Origin of the sequence: Streptomyces azureus (assembly GCF_001270025.1) — a bacterium.
In the GTDB taxonomy this organism is placed as follows: domain Bacteria; phylum Actinomycetota; class Actinomycetes; order Streptomycetales; family Streptomycetaceae; genus Streptomyces; species Streptomyces azureus.
Window position 1 is genome coordinate 36,007 of the sequence record NZ_DF968220.1, and the last position, 15,698, is coordinate 51,704.

The following is a 15,698-nucleotide window of genomic DNA, read 5'->3' on the forward strand; positions in this document are numbered from 1 at the left end:
GGCGTCTCGCGCGGCGGGTGCCGCATACGGATCGGACATCCGGGAGGAAAACAGAGCGGACCGCGCTGTCCGACCGACTCCAGGATAGGTGTCGGCCGGGACGCGCAGGCTCTTGGGCTCTTGCCGCCGGGCGACGCGCTGCCATACTTACGAAGCCGTAGGTTACGGAACCGTAGGAAGCACTGCGGAGTTCCCGTGCTCCGGCACCCTCTTCACCATCCACATACCCCCCAGGGGACGCGTATGACCAGTAGTTCCGACGTGATCGAGAACGCCGCGAAGGCGTCCGGTCAGGCCACCGATCAAGCCCCCGCCGCCACGCTGGGCGGCGAGCAGAAGCGGTCCATCGAGCAGATCGCCCTCCTCCTCTTCATCACCGTCCCGTTCCTCGCGCTGCTGGCGGCCGTGCCGCTGGCCTGGGGCTGGGGGGTGAGCTGGCTGGACCTCGGTCTGCTGGTGTTCTTCTACTACCTGGGGTGCCACGGCATCACGATCGGTTTCCACCGTCACTTCACCCACGGTTCCTTCAAGGCCAAGCGGCCGCTGAAGATCGCGCTGGCGATCGCCGGATCCATGGCGGTCGAGGGTCCGCTGGTCCGCTGGGTGGCCGATCACCGCAAGCACCACAAGTTCTCCGACGCGGAGGGCGACCCGCACTCGCCGTGGCGGTTCGGCGAGACGCTCCCGGCCCTGATGAAGGGCCTGTGGTGGGCGCACATCGGATGGATGTTCGACGAGGAGCAGACATCGCAGGAGAAGTACGCCCCGGACCTGATCAAGGACAAGACGCTCCGCGCGATCTCCCGCCAGTTCGTCCTGTGGACGGTCGTGTCCCTGGCCCTGCCGGCGCTGATCGGCGGGCTGGTCACGATGTCCTGGTGGGGCGCGTTCACGGCGTTCTTCTGGGGATCGCTCGTCCGGGTGGCCCTGCTGCACCACGTGACGTGGTCGATCAACTCGATCTGCCACGCGGTGGGCAAGCGCCCCTTCAAGTCGCGTGACCGCTCGGGCAACGTGTGGTGGCTGGCGATCCTGTCCTGCGGCGAGTCCTGGCACAACCTGCACCACGCCGACCCCACCTCCGCGCGGCACGGTGTGATGCGCGGCCAGCTGGACTCCTCCGCCCGGCTGATCCGCTGGTTCGAGATGCTCGGCTGGGCCTACGACGTGCGCTGGCCGTCACGCTCGCGTATCGATTCGCGCCGTAACACCGGGGAAGGCGGCTCCCCGCGCGGGAAGGAGCCCGTCAAGGCGGCATGATGGTCGCTGTGGCGACCGACTCGAGCAGCACCCCCAGCAACGACAAGCCGCGGCGAGTGCGTCGCACCCGGATGACCGGTGCCGAGCGTCGCCAGCAGCTGCTGGAGATCGGTCGCACGCTCTTCGCCGCGAAGGGTTTCGAGGGCACGTCGGTGGAGGAGATCGCGGCGAAGGCCGGGGTCTCCAAGCCGGTGGTGTACGAGCACTTCGGCGGCAAGGAAGGGCTGTACGCGGTGGTCGTGGACCGCGAGATGCGGCGCCTGCTGGACATGGTGACCAGCTCTCTCACGGCCGGTCACCCCCGCGAACTGTGCGAGCAGGCCGCCTTCGCCCTGCTGGACTACATCGAGGAGTACACGGACGGTTTCCGCATCCTGGTCCGTGACTCCCCCATCCCCCAGTCGACGGGTTCCTTCGCCTCGCTCATCTCGGACATCGCCACCCAGGTGGAGGACATCCTGGGCCGCGAGTTCAAGAGCCGCGGCTTCGACCCCAAGCTGGCCCCGCTGTACGCCCAGGCCCTGGTCGGCATGGTCGCCCTGACCGGCCAGTGGTGGCTGGACGTACGCAAGCCGAAGAAGGCCGAGGTGGCCGCGCACCTGGTGAACCTGGCGTGGCACGGACTGGACGGGCTGGAGGCGAAGCCGCACCTGATAGGGCGCCGAAAGGCCTAGAGCGGTTCGAGGAACTCCAGGCGGTTGCCGACGGGGTCCTGGGAGTAGAAGCGCTTGTGTCCCGGCAGGGCGGAGTCCCAGGTGACGGGCGCCCCGTGGGCTTCCAGCCGGGCGGCGTACGCGTCGATGCCCGTCACCCGCAGCCCGGGACGGGCCTTCTTCGCCGCTCGGAAGTCCTCCTCGGTCCCCAGGCGCAGTTGCACGGCACCGGCCTGGAACCAGCATCCGCCCCGCCGGGCGAGCGGAGGCGGCTTCGGCGTCTCGGTCATGCCGAGGACATCGGCGCAGTAGGCCCGCAGCCGCTCCTCGCTTCCGGGCGGGGCGGCGAGCTGGACGTGGTCGAGGGCGACGATCATCAACGCTCCTTCCGGGCCACCGCGAACACCCGGCGGAACGGGAACGGCGTGCCGTGCGGCCCCGCCGGATAGGCCTCGCGCAGGGCGGTCCGGTACTCGGCGAGGAAGCCGTCCCGCGCCTCGGGGTCATCGGCGAGGGCGGTCAGCACGGGCCGCAGGCCGGTCCCCTTCACCCAGTCGAGCACGGGGTCCTCCCCCTGGAGCAGATGGATGTACGTCGTCTCCCACACGTCGGCGGTGCAGCCGAGCGAGGTGAGCCGCTCCAGGTAGGCCTCGGGGCCGAGGACTGCGTCGGCGTGGCGCAGGGTGCCCGCGAGCCGGTCGCGCCGGCGCGGTGCGTGCGCGAGTTCGCGCATGAGGCGGTGGCTGGGAGCGTCGAAGTTCCCGGGCACCTGGAAGGCGAAGGTCCCGGCGGGTTTCAGCGCGGCCACCCAGTCGGCGAACCGGTCTGCGTGCCCCGGCACCCACTGGAGTGTGGCGTTGCTGATGATGAGGTCGCAGGGCTCGCTCGGCGTCCACGTACGGACGTCGGCGTGGGCGAAGTCGAGACGGCCGCCGCCCGGGGCGGGACCCTCGTGATCGACATGGGCCTTGTCGAGCATCGCGGGCGAGTTGTCGTAGCCGGTGATCCGGGCGGTGGGCCAGCGGGCGGCGAGCAGCGCGGTGACATTGCCGGGGCCGCATCCGAGGTCGGCGATGCGGGGAGGGTCGCCGGGGAGGTCGGGGACGCGGGCCAGAAGGTCCGTGAAGGGGCGGGCGCGGTGCCCGGCGTGGCGGAGGTACTGGGCGGGGTCCCAGGCGGGGGCGGCCGCGGGCATGGGTCCTCCTGGTGTCCTGATGGGGTCCTGGTGGTTTCCTGGTGGTGACGGCAAGGAGCGCACACTCAGCGTGACACCCCATTTATCTCGACGTCAAGAAAATGGACATCAAGAGACTCTACGTCGACACAACCACTACACTGATCGCCATGGAGGACGAGGTCGACCGGCTGGTCGCAGCATGGCGCCGGGAGCGCCCGGACCTCGACGTCGAACCGCTCGAGGTGCTCAGCCGCGTGAGCAGACTGGCCCGGCATCTGGACCGCGCACGCCGGCTGGCCTTCTCGGAGCACGGCCTGGAGCCGTGGGAGTTCGACGTCCTGACGGCGCTGCGCCGCGCGGGCACGCCGTACCAGCTCTCGCCGGGACAACTCCTCACCCAGACCCTGGTCACGTCGGGCACGATGACGAACCGCATCGACCGCCTGGCGAAGAAGGGCCTGGTGGAACGCCTCCCCGACCCCAGCGACCGCCGCGGCGTCCTGGTCCGGCTGACGGACGAGGGCCGGGACCGCGCGGACCAGGCCCTGGCGGGCCTGCTGGACCAGGAGCGCGCGATCCTCGCGGAGCTCACCCGGGCCCAGCGCGGCGAACTGGCGGGGCTGCTACGCCAGCTGACCGCCCCGTTCGACAACATCCCCGGCTAGGTCGACGGGCCCGACTCCGGCCCGCCGGGCGAGGGCGACGGCGGCGAGCGTGGAATGCACGCCCAGCTTGCCCAGCACGTTCTGCATGTGCGTACGCACCGTGTGCGGCGACAGATACAGGCGCTCGGCGACGGCCTTGCGCCCCAGCCCCGCCACCATGCACCGCAGCACTTCCCTCTCACGCGGAGTGAGGGACTCCACCAGCCGCTCACTCTCGGTGCGGTGCTTGCGGGCGGCGGTCAGCTCGCGCAGGACGCCGGTCAGCAGGGCGGGCGGCAGATGCGTCTCGTCCCGCAGCACGCCCCGGATGACGGTGAGCAGCCGGGACAGCGAGCAGTCCTTGGCGACCCACCCGGAGGCCCCGGCCTGGAGGGCCAGCGCGGCCCGGCGCGGGTCGTCCTTCTCTGCGAGCACGACGATCCGTACGTTCGGCTGCGCGGACCGCACCCCCGTGACGAGGGAGATCCCGTCGACGAGCCCGTCCTCGTTGCCCTCCTGCACGGGTACGGCCGGGCGGGCGCCCGGCACCTTGCCGCCCAGATCGGCGTCGACGAGCAGCACGTCGAACCGCCGCCCCTCGGCGACCGCCCGCTCCAGACTGCGCAGCGCGGCCGGGCCGCTGCCGGCCGCGGAGACGTCGACATCGGGCTCGGCGGCAAGGGCCGCCGCGAGTGACTCGGCGAAGATGCGATGGTCGTCGACGACCAGGACTCGGATGCGAACCACGTAACCCCCTTCCCCAAGCTCCCGAAGAGCAGGGGATACCCCATCGTCGGAAGACGCCACCGCGCGGGTACGACGCCGGGGTGTCCGGGTCTGCTGCATCTGTCCGTCCGTCCTCGCAGCAGCCTGGCCGGGTCGCCGCAGCCGCACGGCCGCCGCCGTGCAGAAACCGCTACCCCCACCCCGGGCGTCGTACCCGGCTGTCTCGCCCCCTGATCGGCACCGGCCCCCACCGGTGCTGTTCATCAGAGTACGGCCGGGGGCCCGGAGCGGAAGGTTATTTGCAGAACTGACTGTCCTACGCGTTTATGGTGTGCCGCATGTTCCGTCTTGAGACAGAAGTCGACAAGGCCCGACGTGATCTGCTCCGCACACGCCTGCGGGAAACGAACACAGCCGCCTCTGAGGTGCTGCGCGCCCTGCGCGGAACGCCCGGCGAGCGGGACGTCCCGTTGCACGTGTGGGCTGTGAACGACACGGACGACGACCTCGCGGGCGGCCTCGTCGGCTACACCTGGGCGACCTGGCTCCACGTCACCTACCTGTGGGTCGACGAACGCCACCGCGGGGCGGGCCTCGGGGCCGGGTTGCTTCGGGAAGCGGAACGGATCGCGTCCGAGAAGCGCGGGTGCCGCGCGGCCCGCCTGGAGACGTGGGACTTCCAGGCGCCGCGCTTCTACGAGAAGCAGGGGTACGAGGTGGTGTGCGTGGTGCCGGATTACCCGCCGGGGATCACGGAGTACCTGCTGACGAAGCGGCTGGGCTGAAGACCTAGTTGCCGTCGCGGCTCGGCCCACCGATAGCGTTGGTTCGCTTGAGTTATCCCCCCACGTCATCAACGGGAGACACAGTGAACCGCCCCGCTCGGCTCGTGACAGCCGCGCTCACCGCATCCGCGGCCCTGCTGCTGACCGCCTGCGGCTCGGGGGGAGGTGACGGGGCGTCGTCCGACAAGATCGCCGGTGCGGATTCGGCCGATACGCCCTCGGCTTCGCCGTCGGTGTCCGCGACGGCTGACGGGATCGATCGGCCTGAGATCAAGCTGCCATCGGACATGAAGCTGGTCTTCGAGGGCCAGCAGACGGGCGACGCCGTCAAGGACGCGATCCTGGCGGACAACGAGCGGTCCGTCAGCACCGTGTGGCAGGCCGTGGCGTACGGCAATCTCAAGAAGTCGGGTATGGGCTTCTACTACACGGACGCCGCGCTGAGAGGTGTCTATAACTACGCAAAGAACAACAACGCCAACAAGACCAGTTGGGCGGGCACCCTGCGCTACTTCGACCGCCAGGTGACGGTGTTCGACAAGACGTCAGCGGCTCTGACGTATTGCGTGGACGAGAGCAAGGCGAACGTCAAGGACCTCAAGACGGACAAGGTGAAAGTGACCGAGACCTCGCCTGACAGCTACGTGTACTACAACACCGGCGTCAAGAAGAACGAACAGGGCGTCTGGCAGATCTGGAAGCTTCACGAGGACCGCGGCTCCACGAGGTGCCAGCCGTGACGCGACGCGTTGCACTCGCTGTGCTGACGGCCACGACGTTCTTCCTCGGGGTGGACACGGCCGTCGCTGGAGGGATTGGCACCAATGGTGCCCAGAGCGATGAGACGTCAGGTGACTCTTCAGGACGGGTGCTGGATTCGCGCGTGACTTTCAAGGTCGAGGGCAGAACCCCCTCGAAGGGCAGCGGCACGATCACGTCCGCCTCCGTGGACTGGGAACCACCGGCCTGCTGGTACGAGCCCTACTGGAAGGCCAAGGACTTCAAGACCTACACCGAGGCCAACTGGTCGATGTACGAGTCTGTCGGCGGCGACCCCGCGGGTATCGCGGACGACAAGGCGCGTTACAAGGGAGGCCACCCCTACAAGAACTTCAACGTCGACAAGAACGACGAGGGCATGTGGTGGGTGGCCGCCACGAATCCGAAGATGAAGGACGACCCCGCCGCGAACGACTGCAAGCGCAAGCCCTTCTGGGTGGACAACGGCGACAACCCCGACGTCCCCCAGGCCATCGACACCGAGACCCTCGCCGGTCTTGCGCACCAGCGGACCGTCGTGCCGCCGACCAAGGTCTCCCTCGCACCGAACGGCAAGTCGACGGTGAACGCTCCCACCTGGGTCTGGCTGGACAAGGGCACCTTCAAGCCGGTCTCCGTCACGGCGAGTCTGCCCGGTACCGGGCTGTGGGCGACCACGACCGCCAAGCCGGTGAGCCTGCACATCGATCCGGGGACGGAGGACGCGGAGAGCCTTCCGGCGTCCGGCGAGTGCGTGATCAACGACGACGGGTCGATCGGAGAGCCGTACGCCAGGGGCAAGGCGGAGCTGACGCCTCCGTGCGGGGTGCGGTACCTGCGGTCGTCGGGAGACGGCACCTACGGGCTCAAGGCGACTCTCACCTGGGAGATCACCTGGGAAGGCGCGGGCGGAACGGGCGGTGACCTCCCCGACGGCACGTTCGCCACCACCACCGAGGTGCCGGTTCAGGAGATTCAGTCCGTCAACCGCTGAGGCCGCGCGGAATGCTCGGGCGCCCTCCCCGAGGAGAGGGCGCCCGGCTTTCTGCCTGGGTGTCAGCGGAGGCGGCGGGCCCCTGCTGAGGGGACCGCCTCGAAGACTCGGGGGGACGTGAAGCCCGCCGACGAGAAGGCTTCCGTGACCGCCTTGGTGATCGCGTCCACGTCGGTCTCCTCCGCGAGGACGATCGCCGAGCCGCCGAAGCCGCCGCCGGTCATGCGGGCGCCGAGGGCGCCGGAGGACAGGGCCGTGTCGACGACCAGGTCCAGTTCGGGGCAGGAGATGCGGAAGTCGTCGCGCAGGGACGCGTGGCCCTCGACCAGGATCGGGCCGATCCCGCGCGTGTCACCCGACTCCAGCAAGGACACCACCCGTTCGACGCGCTCGTTCTCCGTGACGATGTGGCGGACCAGGCGGCGGACCTCCTCCTCGTCGCCGAGGCGGGCCAGGGCCGCGTCCAGTTCCGCGTACGGCACGTCCCGCAGGGCGTCGACACCGAGCAGCGCGGCGCCCTTCTCGCAGCCCGCGCGGCGCTTGCCGTACTCGCCCTCGCTGTGGGAGTGCTTGACCTGGGTGTCGACCACGAGCAGGCGCATGCCCTCGGCCCCCAGGTCGAAGGGGATCTGGCGCTGGGAGAGGTCGCGGGTGTCGAGGAAGAGGGCGTGGCCCGCCTCGCAGCACGCGGACGCCGTCTGGTCCATGATGCCGACCGGGGCGCCCACGTAGACGTTCTCCGCTCGCTGGCACAGGCGGGCCAGTTGCCAGCCGCGGAGGTCGAGGGAGAACAGGTCGTTCAGGGCCAGCGCCACGACCACTTCCAGCGCCGCCGAGGACGACAGGCCCGCGCCCGACGGGACTGTGGATGCCAGGTGGATGTCCGCGCCCGTCACCGCGTGGCCGGCCTCGCGCAGGGCCCATACCACGCCCGCCGGGTACGCCGTCCAGTTCTTGTCCGACTCGGGGGACAGGTCGTCCAGGCGGAGTTCGGTCACCCCGCCTTCGACGTCCGCCGAGTGGAGACGGAGCACGCCGTCCGCACGGCGGGAGACCGCCGCCACCGCCTTGTGCGGCAGGGCGAACGGCATGACGAAGCCGTCGTTGTAGTCGGTGTGCTCGCCGATGAGGTTGACGCGGCCCGGCGCCGCCCAGACGCCGTCCGGCTCGGCGCCGTACAGCTCCGTGAACCGTTCGGCGACCGCTCCGGCGACCGTGTCGGCAACAGCCTCGCTCATGCCTGACCCCTGACCCTTCGTTCCGGTTCTAGTTGCCGCGCCGCTGCGCGAAGTCCCACGCGTCCGCGACGATTCCGTCGAGGTCCGCCCGGGACGGGTTCCAGCCCAGCTTCTCGCGGGCCGTGGCGGCCGATGCCACCAGGACCGCAGGGTCGCCGCCCCGACGGGGGGCCACGACCTCGGGGATCGGGTGGCCCGTCACCCGGCGGACCGTCTCGATGACCTCGCGGACGGAGAAGCCGTTGCCGTTGCCGAGGTTGCAGATGAGGTGCTCGCCGGGGGCAGCGGCCTTCAGGGCCAGCAGGTGGGCCTCGGCCAGGTCCGCGACGTGGATGTAGTCGCGCACGCAGGTGCCGTCCGGCGTCGGGTAGTCGTCGCCGAAGACGGAGATCGCGTCGCGCTTGCCCTGCGCCACCTGGAGGACGAGCGGGATCAGGTGGGACTCGGGGTCGTGGCGCTCGCCGTGCTCGCCGTACGCGCCCGCCACGTTGAAGTACCGCAGCGACACCGCGCCCAGTCCGTGGGCCGCCGCTTCGCCGGTGATCATGTGGTCGACGGCGAGCTTCGAGGCGCCGTACGGGTTGGTCGGGGAAGTCGGCGCCGACTCGACGATCGGGACCTGCTCCGGCTCGCCGTACGTCGCCGCCGTCGAGGAGAAGACGAGCTTGCGCACGCCCGCCTCGCGCATCGCCGCCAGCAGGGCCATGGTGCCGCCGACGTTGTTGTCCCAGTACTTCTCCGGCTTCACGACCGACTCGCCGACCTGCGAGAACGCGGCGAAGTGCAGGACACCGTCGAACGAGGAGTCCAGCCACTTGGCGGCGTCGCGGATGTCGCCCTCGACGAACGACGCCCCGGCGGGGACGCCCTCGCGGAATCCGGTCGAGAGGTTGTCGAGGACGACGACCTCGTGACCGGCTTCCAGCAGGTGCTGGGCGACCACGCTGCCGACGTAACCCGCGCCGCCCGTCACCAGGTACTTCCCGCTCATGAACTCGCTACCTCTCGCAGTCGCTCGGCCGCGCGCTCCGGCGGCACGTCGTTGATGAACACGTTCATGCCGGACTCGGAACCCGCGAGAAACTTCAGCTTGCCGGAAGTGCGGCGGATGGTGAAAAGCTCGAGGTGAAGCGCGAAGTCCTCACGCACGACCCCGTCGAACTCCTCCAGCGCGCCGAACGGGGCCTGGTGCCAGGCCGCGATGTACGGGGTCGGAGGCTCGCCCTCACCGAAGATCCGGTCGAAGCGCCTCAAGAGTTCCAGGTAAACCTTGGGGAACTCTGTGCGCGCGGCCTCGTCGAGCCCGAGCAGGTCGGGCACGCGGCGCTTGGGGTAGAGGTGGACCTCGTACGGCCAGTGCGCCGCGTACGGCACGAAGGCCACCCAGTGTTCACCCTCCAGGACGACCCGCTCTTCGGCGAGTTCACGCTCCAGGACGGCGTCGAAGAGGTTCTCCCCGCCCGTCATCTCCTTGTGGGCCGCGACGGAGCGGAGCATCAGGGCGGTGCGCGGGGTGGTGAAGGGGTAGGCGTAGATCTGCCCGTGCGGGTGCTGGAGGGTCACGCCGATCTCGGCCCCACGGTTCTCGAAGCAGAACACCTGCTCGACGGAGGGGAGATGCGACAGCTCGGACGTACGGTCCGTCCAGGCCTCCAGCACCAGGCCGGCCTGCTCCTCACTGAGGTCGGCGAAGGCCGCGTTGTGGTCGGAGGTGAAGCAGACGACCTCACACCGGCCCGAGTCGCCGGCCAGCGAGGGGAAGCGGTTCTCGAAGACGACGACGTCGTAGGACGAGTCCGGGATCTCGCTCAGCCGGTCGCCCTCGGAGGGGCACAGGGGGCATTCGTCGGCCGGCGGATGGTAGGTGCGGCCCTGGCGGTGCGAGGCGACGGCGACGGAGTCGCCGAGCAGGGGGTCGCGGCGGATCTCGGACGTGGTGACGGTGCGGTCCAGCGGGCGGCGGTCGGCCGCGTCCCGCACGCTGTCGTCACGCAGGTCGTAGTAGATGAGCTCGCGACCGTCGGCCAGCCGGGTCGAGGTCTTCTTCACGCCGCACTCCTCATCCTTCAAACATAACCCAACACACCAAAACACGGCTCTCCCCAATTGTCAACATCACAATCAAACAAAGAGCATCACGAAACGTGTTCAATCACTGAAGACGGAGGCGTAGATTCCGCGAGGTATCGGTTCACGCAACGAAGCGAGGGCTCATGCATCCCCCCACAGACATGCATCCCCCCACGAACCTGGCAGCCGAGCTGCGACTCCCCACGAACTGGCTCGACTACACGATCCTCGGCATCTACTTCGTCGTCGTCCTCGGCATCGGCTTCGCCGCCCGCCGCTCGGTGAAGACCAGCCTCGACTTCTTCCTCTCCGGCCGTTCCCTGCCCGCCTGGGTCACCGGCCTCGCGTTCATCGCCGCCAACCTGGGCGCCACCGAGATCCTCGGCATGGCCGCCAACAGCGCGCAGTACGGCGTCTACACCACGCACTGGTACTGGATCGGGGCCATCCCGGCCATGGTCTTCCTCGGCCTGGTGATGATGCCCTTCTACTACGGCTCCAAGGTCCGCTCGGTGCCGGAGTTCCTGCTGCTGCGCTTCGACAAGGCGGCGCACCTGCTCAGCTCCGGCCTCTTCGCCTGCGCCGCCATCCTCATCGCCGGCGTCAACCTCTACGCCCTGGCCATCGTCGTCGAGGCGCTGCTGGGCTGGCCGCAGTGGGTGGCGATCGTGGTCGCCGGCTTCTTCGTCCTGGCCTACATCACCCTCGGCGGCCTGTCCTCGGCGATCTACAACGAGGTCCTCCAGTTCTTCGTCATCCTCGCCGCGCTCATCCCCATCTCGGTCCTCGGCCTGAAGAAGGTGGGCGGCTGGGACGGCCTGTCCGACTCCCTCACGCAGAGCCGCGGCGCCGACTTCATGACGTCCTGGGGCGGCACGGGCATCGGCAACGACAACCCGCTGGGCGCGAACTGGCTGACGATCGTCCTCGGCCTGGGCTTCGTCCTCTCCTTCGGCTACTGGACCACGAACTTCGCCGAGGTGCAGCGCGCCCTGTCCGCGAAGAACCTCTCGGCGGCCCAGCGGACGCCGCTGATCGCCGCGTTCCCGAAGATCTTCATCGTGTTCCTGGTGATGATCCCGGGTCTGGTCGCCGCGGTGCTGGTTCCCAAGATCGGTACCGCCGGCTCCGACCTCCAGTACAACGACGCGATTCCCTACCTGATGGAGCAGCTCCTGCCGAACGGCGTGCTGGGCATCGCCGTGACGGGTCTCCTCGCGGCCTTCATGGCGGGCATGGCGGCGAACGTGTCGTCGTTCAACACGGTGTTCACCACGGACATCTGGGCGAAGTACGTGGTGAAGGGCCGGGAGGACGAGTACTACGTGCGCTTCGGCCGCCTGATCACCGCGATCGGTGTCCTGGCCTCCATCGGCACGGCGTTCCTGGCGTCGTCGTTCTCCAACATCATGAGCTACCTCCAGACGCTGTTCTCCTTCTTCAACGTGCCGATGTTCGTGGTCTTCATCATCGGCATGTTCTGGAAGCGGGCGTCCATGAAGTCGGGCTTCTGGGGCCTGATCGCGGGCACGACGGCGGCGATGGTGAACTACTTCTGGATCTACAAGCAGGGCATCATCGGTATCCCCTCCGACCAGGGGGCGAACTTCGTCTCGGCGATCGCGGGGTTCGTCGCGGGTGCGGTCGTCATGGTGGCGGTGTCGCTCTTCACCGCGCCGAAGCCGGCCGACGAACTCCGGGGGCTGGTCTACGGCACGACCTCGCCCGGCGTGGCGGAGCCGCCGGCGCCCGGGGACGAGGCCTGGTATCGCAAGCCGGCGTTGCTGGGCTGGGGCGCGGTGATTCTGGCCGCCGCCTGCTACATCCCGTTCTCGTTCTGACCGAGGGAGGATTGACAGATGTCCGAGTTCTACTCCGAGAAGGACGTGCAGCGGGAAGTCACCGAGCTGCAGGGCAAGTCGGCGACGGCCGCACGGCTGTTCGACATCCGGCGGATCATCGGTGGGCTGTTCGTGGTCTACGGGGTCATCGTCACGATCGCGGGGTTCACGGCGTCCGACGCCGACATCGACAAGGCGGAGGGCGTCAACATCAACCTGTGGACTGGACTGGGGATGCTCGCGCTGGGGGTGTTCTTCCTGGTCTGGCTGAAGCTGCGGCCTGTGGCACCTCCGCCGCCGGATGTCGTGCCGGGGGATGAAGCGAGGGAGTGAGGGCGGGCGCCCGATCGCGTGACTCGACGCCGATGTCTGTGCGGCGGTGAGGGCGACGCTCAGGCGTTACTGCTGAACGCACCGGTGACAATCTCGGCCCAGACGGTCAGGCCCTCGCCGCTCTGCCGGGTGCCCCGACGGGCGGCGAGGGCGCCGGGAAGTTGCGCTCGCTCCTCCGCACGGCGGGTCGGCGGCCTCGACCGCCTCGGCGATCCGGCGCTCACACCGGTTTCATCCGCGGAGACCTCTCCCAGAGTCCTGTGCCGTAACGTACGGGGCTGGGGTTTCCTGCAGAACATGCTGGTTCAGCAACTCCTGTTCGCCGTGTACGAACCGGCATACACAGACGTCGTAACAGCACACCCAGCCGGTCAGGCCTCCGGCCCCGTCCCCGGGTCCGGCGTCACCGTCCGCTGTAGTGACCCTGCGCGGTCCAGCAAGCCCGTCCTCGCCGCCAGCGCCGTGGCCTCCAGGCGGGATCCGACACCCAGTTTCATCAGCACCCGCTGGACGTGCGTGCGGGCCGTCGACGGGGCGATGCCCATGCCCGCCGCGATCAGGCGGGTGTCCTCGCCGTCCGCGACGCGGACCAGGACCTCGACCTCCCGGGGCGTGAGCATCGACAGCAACCGCTGGCCCTCGTCGTCCGGTTGGGCCGCCGGGTTGAGCAACTCGCTGAACGCACCTTGGAGCAGTTGCGGCGCCACCGCCGCCTCCCCCGCCCGGGCCTTCATGATCGCCCGCTCGACACCCTCTATGCGCTCGTCGTGACGCACGTACCCCGACGCCCCCGCGGCGAAGGCGGCAGCGATGCCGCGCGGGTTGGGCACCGGTCCCAGGACCAGGACCGCCACCTGCGGACGCTCCCGCTTGATCCGCACCACCGGGTCGAAGATCCCCGGCTCCGCCGGCGTCGCCGTCCCCAGCAGGCACACCTCAGGCGCCCGCGTGATCACCAGCTCCGCCGCTCCCGCGGCCGGCGCCGCCGCGGCCAGCACCCGGTGCCCCCGCAGCTTCAACGCCGAGGCCAGCGCCTCGGCCAGCAGTCGGTGGTCGTCGACCACCATCAGCCGCACTCCCATCGAGCAACCCCCCAGTCACCCCGGTCCCCCCAGATGGAAGCCCCCCGGCTCCCCCGCCTTCATGCCCCCGGAAGCTACACGCTTGTTCGACGTTGCGCTCCCCCTACCCGCGAGAATCGCCCCGGATCGCCGAAATTCCTCTCATTCGAGGTTGACCGAGCCAAACGCGAACGGTCCCGCCCCTGAACAGGGACGGGACCGTACCGGCATCCAGTCGATCACCAAGCGGCCATCGATCGATCAGCTCGTACCGAAGCCGACCGCCAGGTACTCCTTCTCGCTCGTGCTGCCGCTCCGCTTGCTGGCGTACACCTTGGACATGAACAGGTGCCCGTCGCCGTACAGCAGCTCGGAGTACTCCGGCGACATGCCGGCCTCCACGTCGCGCACCGAGTCCGTCGCCGGGTTCTCCAGCAGCTTCGTCTGCTTGAAGCTGCCCCCGTCGATGCTCACGATCTGCCCGCCCTTGTCGTAGGGCGGCCGCTTGTACGCGATCAGGCTGCCGCCGTCCATGCGCAGCGGCGAGATCGTGTAGCCGTCGCCCGCGTCGGCCCGCTGCCCGGTCTGCTTGCCGGTGGAGAGGTCGAAGGCGACGATCTCGTTGGTCTGGCTGTACTCGCCGCTGCCGTCGTGCTCCTCGGTCGGCAGGTACAGCCGGTCGTTGCCGACGGCCAGCTTGTTGCAGTACTCGATGCGCGTGACGCCCTCGCAGCGAGCCGCGAACTGCTCGCCCGGCGCGGAGATGCGCGTGCGCAGCTTGCCGGTCTTGTTGTCGATGGAGAAGAAGTCGGAGATGCCGCTGCCGTCGCCCGCGGAGTCGCCGACGTCGGCGGCCACGACGAGCGGGTTGGTCGACACGACGCTCGCGTATTCGATGCCCTGGGTCATCTTGTACTCCGAGATCACCTTCCCGGACTTCGGGTCGATGGTCTGGATGTGCAGCTGCCGCTGCCCGTACGTGCCGCACTTGCGCACCGCGACCAGCTTCTCGCCGCCGCCGTACCCGGCGTCGTAGCAGGAGTCGGTCGGCTTCGGGCTCCACAGGAGCTTGCCCGAGACGTCGAAGGCGCCGCCACCGCTGGAGCTGCCGACGGCGACGGTGTCGCCGCTGATCGTGACGTTGTCGAAACTGATCAGCTGGTCACCGGTCTTGAGGGTCTTGGTCCACAGCTTCTTGCCGGCGTCGAGATCGATCAGGGCGATCTGACTGCACCCGTGCGACGGGTCGGCCTTGGTCGGCATCGCCGGCTGGTAGAGGATCGCCGTCTTGTTGTCGTCGGTGACGTGGCGGCTGGCCTGGCAGACCGGGCCGTCCAGCGGGATCGTCCACTGCTTGCCGCCCTTGTCGCGGTCGTAGCCGACGATCTCGGCGACGCCGCTCTTGGCGTATGTCTTGTCGGTGAGCCACGAACCGGAGACGACGACCGTGCTGTCGTTCTTCACCTCGGGCATCGGGACCTGGAAGAGGACCTTGGCGCTGGGGTCCGCCGGGGCCTTCTCCTTGCCGCCGGGGGTGGTGCCGCCGTTGCCGCCGTTGTTGTCGTCCGTGCCGCCGGTGCCGCCGCCGGAGCTTGCGGTGTCGTCCTTCTTGCCGTCGTCCTTGGACGAGGAGTACCAGACGCCGCCGCCGACGATCAGGGCGATCGCCACGACCGCGGCGATGATGATGGCCAGCTGCGCGTTGAACTTCCGGCCCCCGCCCGGCTGTCCGGGCTGCGGCTGGAGCGGCATGGTCGGCTGCGGATAGCCGTAACCGGGCTGCCCGTACCCCGGCTGGCCCGGCTGGCCGTACGGCGGCTGCCCGTACGCCCCCGGCTGCTGGCCGGGATAGCCGTAGCCGGGCGGAACCTGCGGAGCCTGCGGCGGCTGGGGCGCCTGCGGAGCCCCCTGCGGATAGCCGTACCCGGGCTGCGGCTGCTGCGCGGGCGGCGGGGGCGGCGTCTGCGGGGCCTGCGGGGCCTGCGGGGCCTGCGGGGCCTGCGGGGCCTGCGGGGCCTGCGGATAGCCGTATCCCGGCTGCGGGGTCTTGTCGAGGTTCGGCCCACCCGCGGGCGGGCCCTGCGGGGGCTGGTCCGGGGGCGGCCCGAAGCCTCCCCCGGGCGGGGGCTGTTGGGGCGGCGGAGGCGGCTGGGTCAT

At 69.5% G+C, this 15,698-nt stretch carries 16 protein-coding genes; 8 read left to right on the forward strand and 8 right to left on the reverse strand.

Features of this window, described 5'->3' with window-relative positions; all coding sequences use genetic code 11:
- The first annotated feature begins 243 nt into the window (after nt 1–243).
- Nucleotides 244–1,260, forward strand: coding sequence for an acyl-CoA desaturase (locus AOQ53_RS06960; RefSeq protein ID WP_059415903.1), 1,017 nt, complete (start codon nt 244–246; stop codon nt 1,258–1,260).
- Nucleotides 1,257–1,934, forward strand: coding sequence for a TetR/AcrR family transcriptional regulator (locus tag AOQ53_RS06965; protein WP_037668217.1), 678 nt, complete (start codon nt 1,257–1,259; stop codon nt 1,932–1,934). Before AOQ53_RS06960 ends, AOQ53_RS06965 begins: the two co-directional genes overlap by 4 nt.
- On the opposite strand, the gene AOQ53_RS06970 is transcribed toward AOQ53_RS06965, so the two are convergent.
- Together AOQ53_RS06970 and AOQ53_RS06975 are read right to left on the reverse strand one after the other, a co-directional pair.
- The gene (locus AOQ53_RS06970) at nt 1,931–2,290 is read right to left on the reverse strand and encodes a VOC family protein (protein WP_059415904.1); all 360 of its coding nucleotides are present in this window, start codon (nt 2,288–2,290) and stop codon (nt 1,931–1,933) included. The genes AOQ53_RS06965 and AOQ53_RS06970 overlap by 4 nt on opposite strands.
- Nucleotides 2,290–3,108 carry a trans-aconitate 2-methyltransferase gene (locus tag AOQ53_RS06975; RefSeq protein ID WP_059415905.1) on the reverse strand — a complete coding sequence of 273 codons (819 nt, stop codon included), beginning with the start codon at nt 3,106–3,108 and terminating at the stop codon, nt 2,290–2,292. The genes AOQ53_RS06970 and AOQ53_RS06975 overlap by 1 nt, the downstream gene beginning before the upstream one ends.
- Before the next feature lie 149 nt (nt 3,109–3,257).
- Here AOQ53_RS06975 and tamR point away from each other — a divergent pair, with 149 nt between their 5' ends.
- On the forward strand, nt 3,258–3,755 hold the full coding sequence (tamR, locus tag AOQ53_RS06980; RefSeq protein WP_059416014.1) for a MarR family transcriptional regulator TamR: 498 nt from the start codon (nt 3,258–3,260) through the stop codon (nt 3,753–3,755).
- Here the strand turns inward: tamR and AOQ53_RS06985 are convergent.
- Complete coding sequence (locus tag AOQ53_RS06985) at nt 3,714–4,481, reverse strand: LuxR C-terminal-related transcriptional regulator (protein WP_031117914.1); 768 nt, start codon at nt 4,479–4,481, stop codon at nt 3,714–3,716. The genes tamR and AOQ53_RS06985 overlap by 42 nt on opposite strands.
- Nucleotides 4,482–4,786: 305 nt before the next feature.
- Between AOQ53_RS06985 and AOQ53_RS06990 the strand changes: the two genes are divergently transcribed.
- From AOQ53_RS06990 to AOQ53_RS07000, 3 genes are all read left to right on the forward strand, one after another.
- Nucleotides 4,787–5,245 (forward strand): GNAT family N-acetyltransferase, encoded by a 459-nt coding sequence (locus AOQ53_RS06990; RefSeq protein ID WP_059415907.1) that lies wholly within the window; start codon nt 4,787–4,789, stop codon nt 5,243–5,245.
- A gap of 83 nt (nt 5,246–5,328) precedes the next feature.
- Nucleotides 5,329–5,985, forward strand: a complete 657-nt coding sequence (locus tag AOQ53_RS06995; RefSeq protein ID WP_059415908.1) for a hypothetical protein — start codon at nt 5,329–5,331, stop codon at nt 5,983–5,985.
- A complete protein-coding gene (locus AOQ53_RS07000) occupies nt 5,973–6,998 on the forward strand; it encodes a hypothetical protein (RefSeq protein WP_059415909.1) in 1,026 nt (341 codons plus the stop codon). Before AOQ53_RS06995 ends, AOQ53_RS07000 begins: the two co-directional genes overlap by 13 nt.
- Before the next feature lie 62 nt (nt 6,999–7,060).
- On the opposite strand, the gene galK is transcribed toward AOQ53_RS07000, so the two are convergent.
- From galK to galT, 3 genes are read right to left on the reverse strand one after another with little or no spacing between them, the layout of a single operon-like run.
- A complete protein-coding gene (galK, locus tag AOQ53_RS07005) occupies nt 7,061–8,236 on the reverse strand; it encodes a galactokinase (protein WP_059415910.1) in 1,176 nt (391 codons plus the stop codon).
- 28 nt (nt 8,237–8,264) lie between these two features.
- A complete protein-coding gene (gene galE / locus AOQ53_RS07010) occupies nt 8,265–9,227 on the reverse strand; it encodes a UDP-glucose 4-epimerase GalE (protein WP_059415912.1) in 963 nt (320 codons plus the stop codon).
- The gene (gene galT, locus AOQ53_RS07015; RefSeq protein WP_059415914.1) at nt 9,224–10,285 is read right to left on the reverse strand and encodes a galactose-1-phosphate uridylyltransferase; all 1,062 of its coding nucleotides are present in this window, start codon (nt 10,283–10,285) and stop codon (nt 9,224–9,226) included. The genes galE and galT overlap by 4 nt, the downstream gene beginning before the upstream one ends.
- A 182-nt stretch (nt 10,286–10,467) precedes the next feature.
- Between galT and AOQ53_RS07020 the strand changes: the two genes are divergently transcribed.
- On the forward strand, nt 10,468–12,147 hold the full coding sequence (locus AOQ53_RS07020) for a sodium:solute symporter family protein (RefSeq protein WP_099054540.1): 1,680 nt from the start codon (nt 10,468–10,470) through the stop codon (nt 12,145–12,147).
- 18 nt (nt 12,148–12,165) lie between these two features.
- Entirely contained in the window at nt 12,166–12,480 is a 315-nt protein-coding gene (locus AOQ53_RS07025; protein WP_059415917.1) for a hypothetical protein, read from the forward strand.
- 371 nt (nt 12,481–12,851) lie between these two features.
- On the opposite strand, the gene AOQ53_RS07030 is transcribed toward AOQ53_RS07025, so the two are convergent.
- Entirely contained in the window at nt 12,852–13,562 is a 711-nt protein-coding gene (locus tag AOQ53_RS07030; protein WP_078945190.1) for a response regulator transcription factor, read from the reverse strand.
- Between the two features lie 240 nt (nt 13,563–13,802).
- The gene (locus tag AOQ53_RS07035) at nt 13,803–15,698 is read right to left on the reverse strand and encodes an outer membrane protein assembly factor BamB family protein (protein WP_059415921.1); all 1,896 of its coding nucleotides are present in this window, start codon (nt 15,696–15,698) and stop codon (nt 13,803–13,805) included.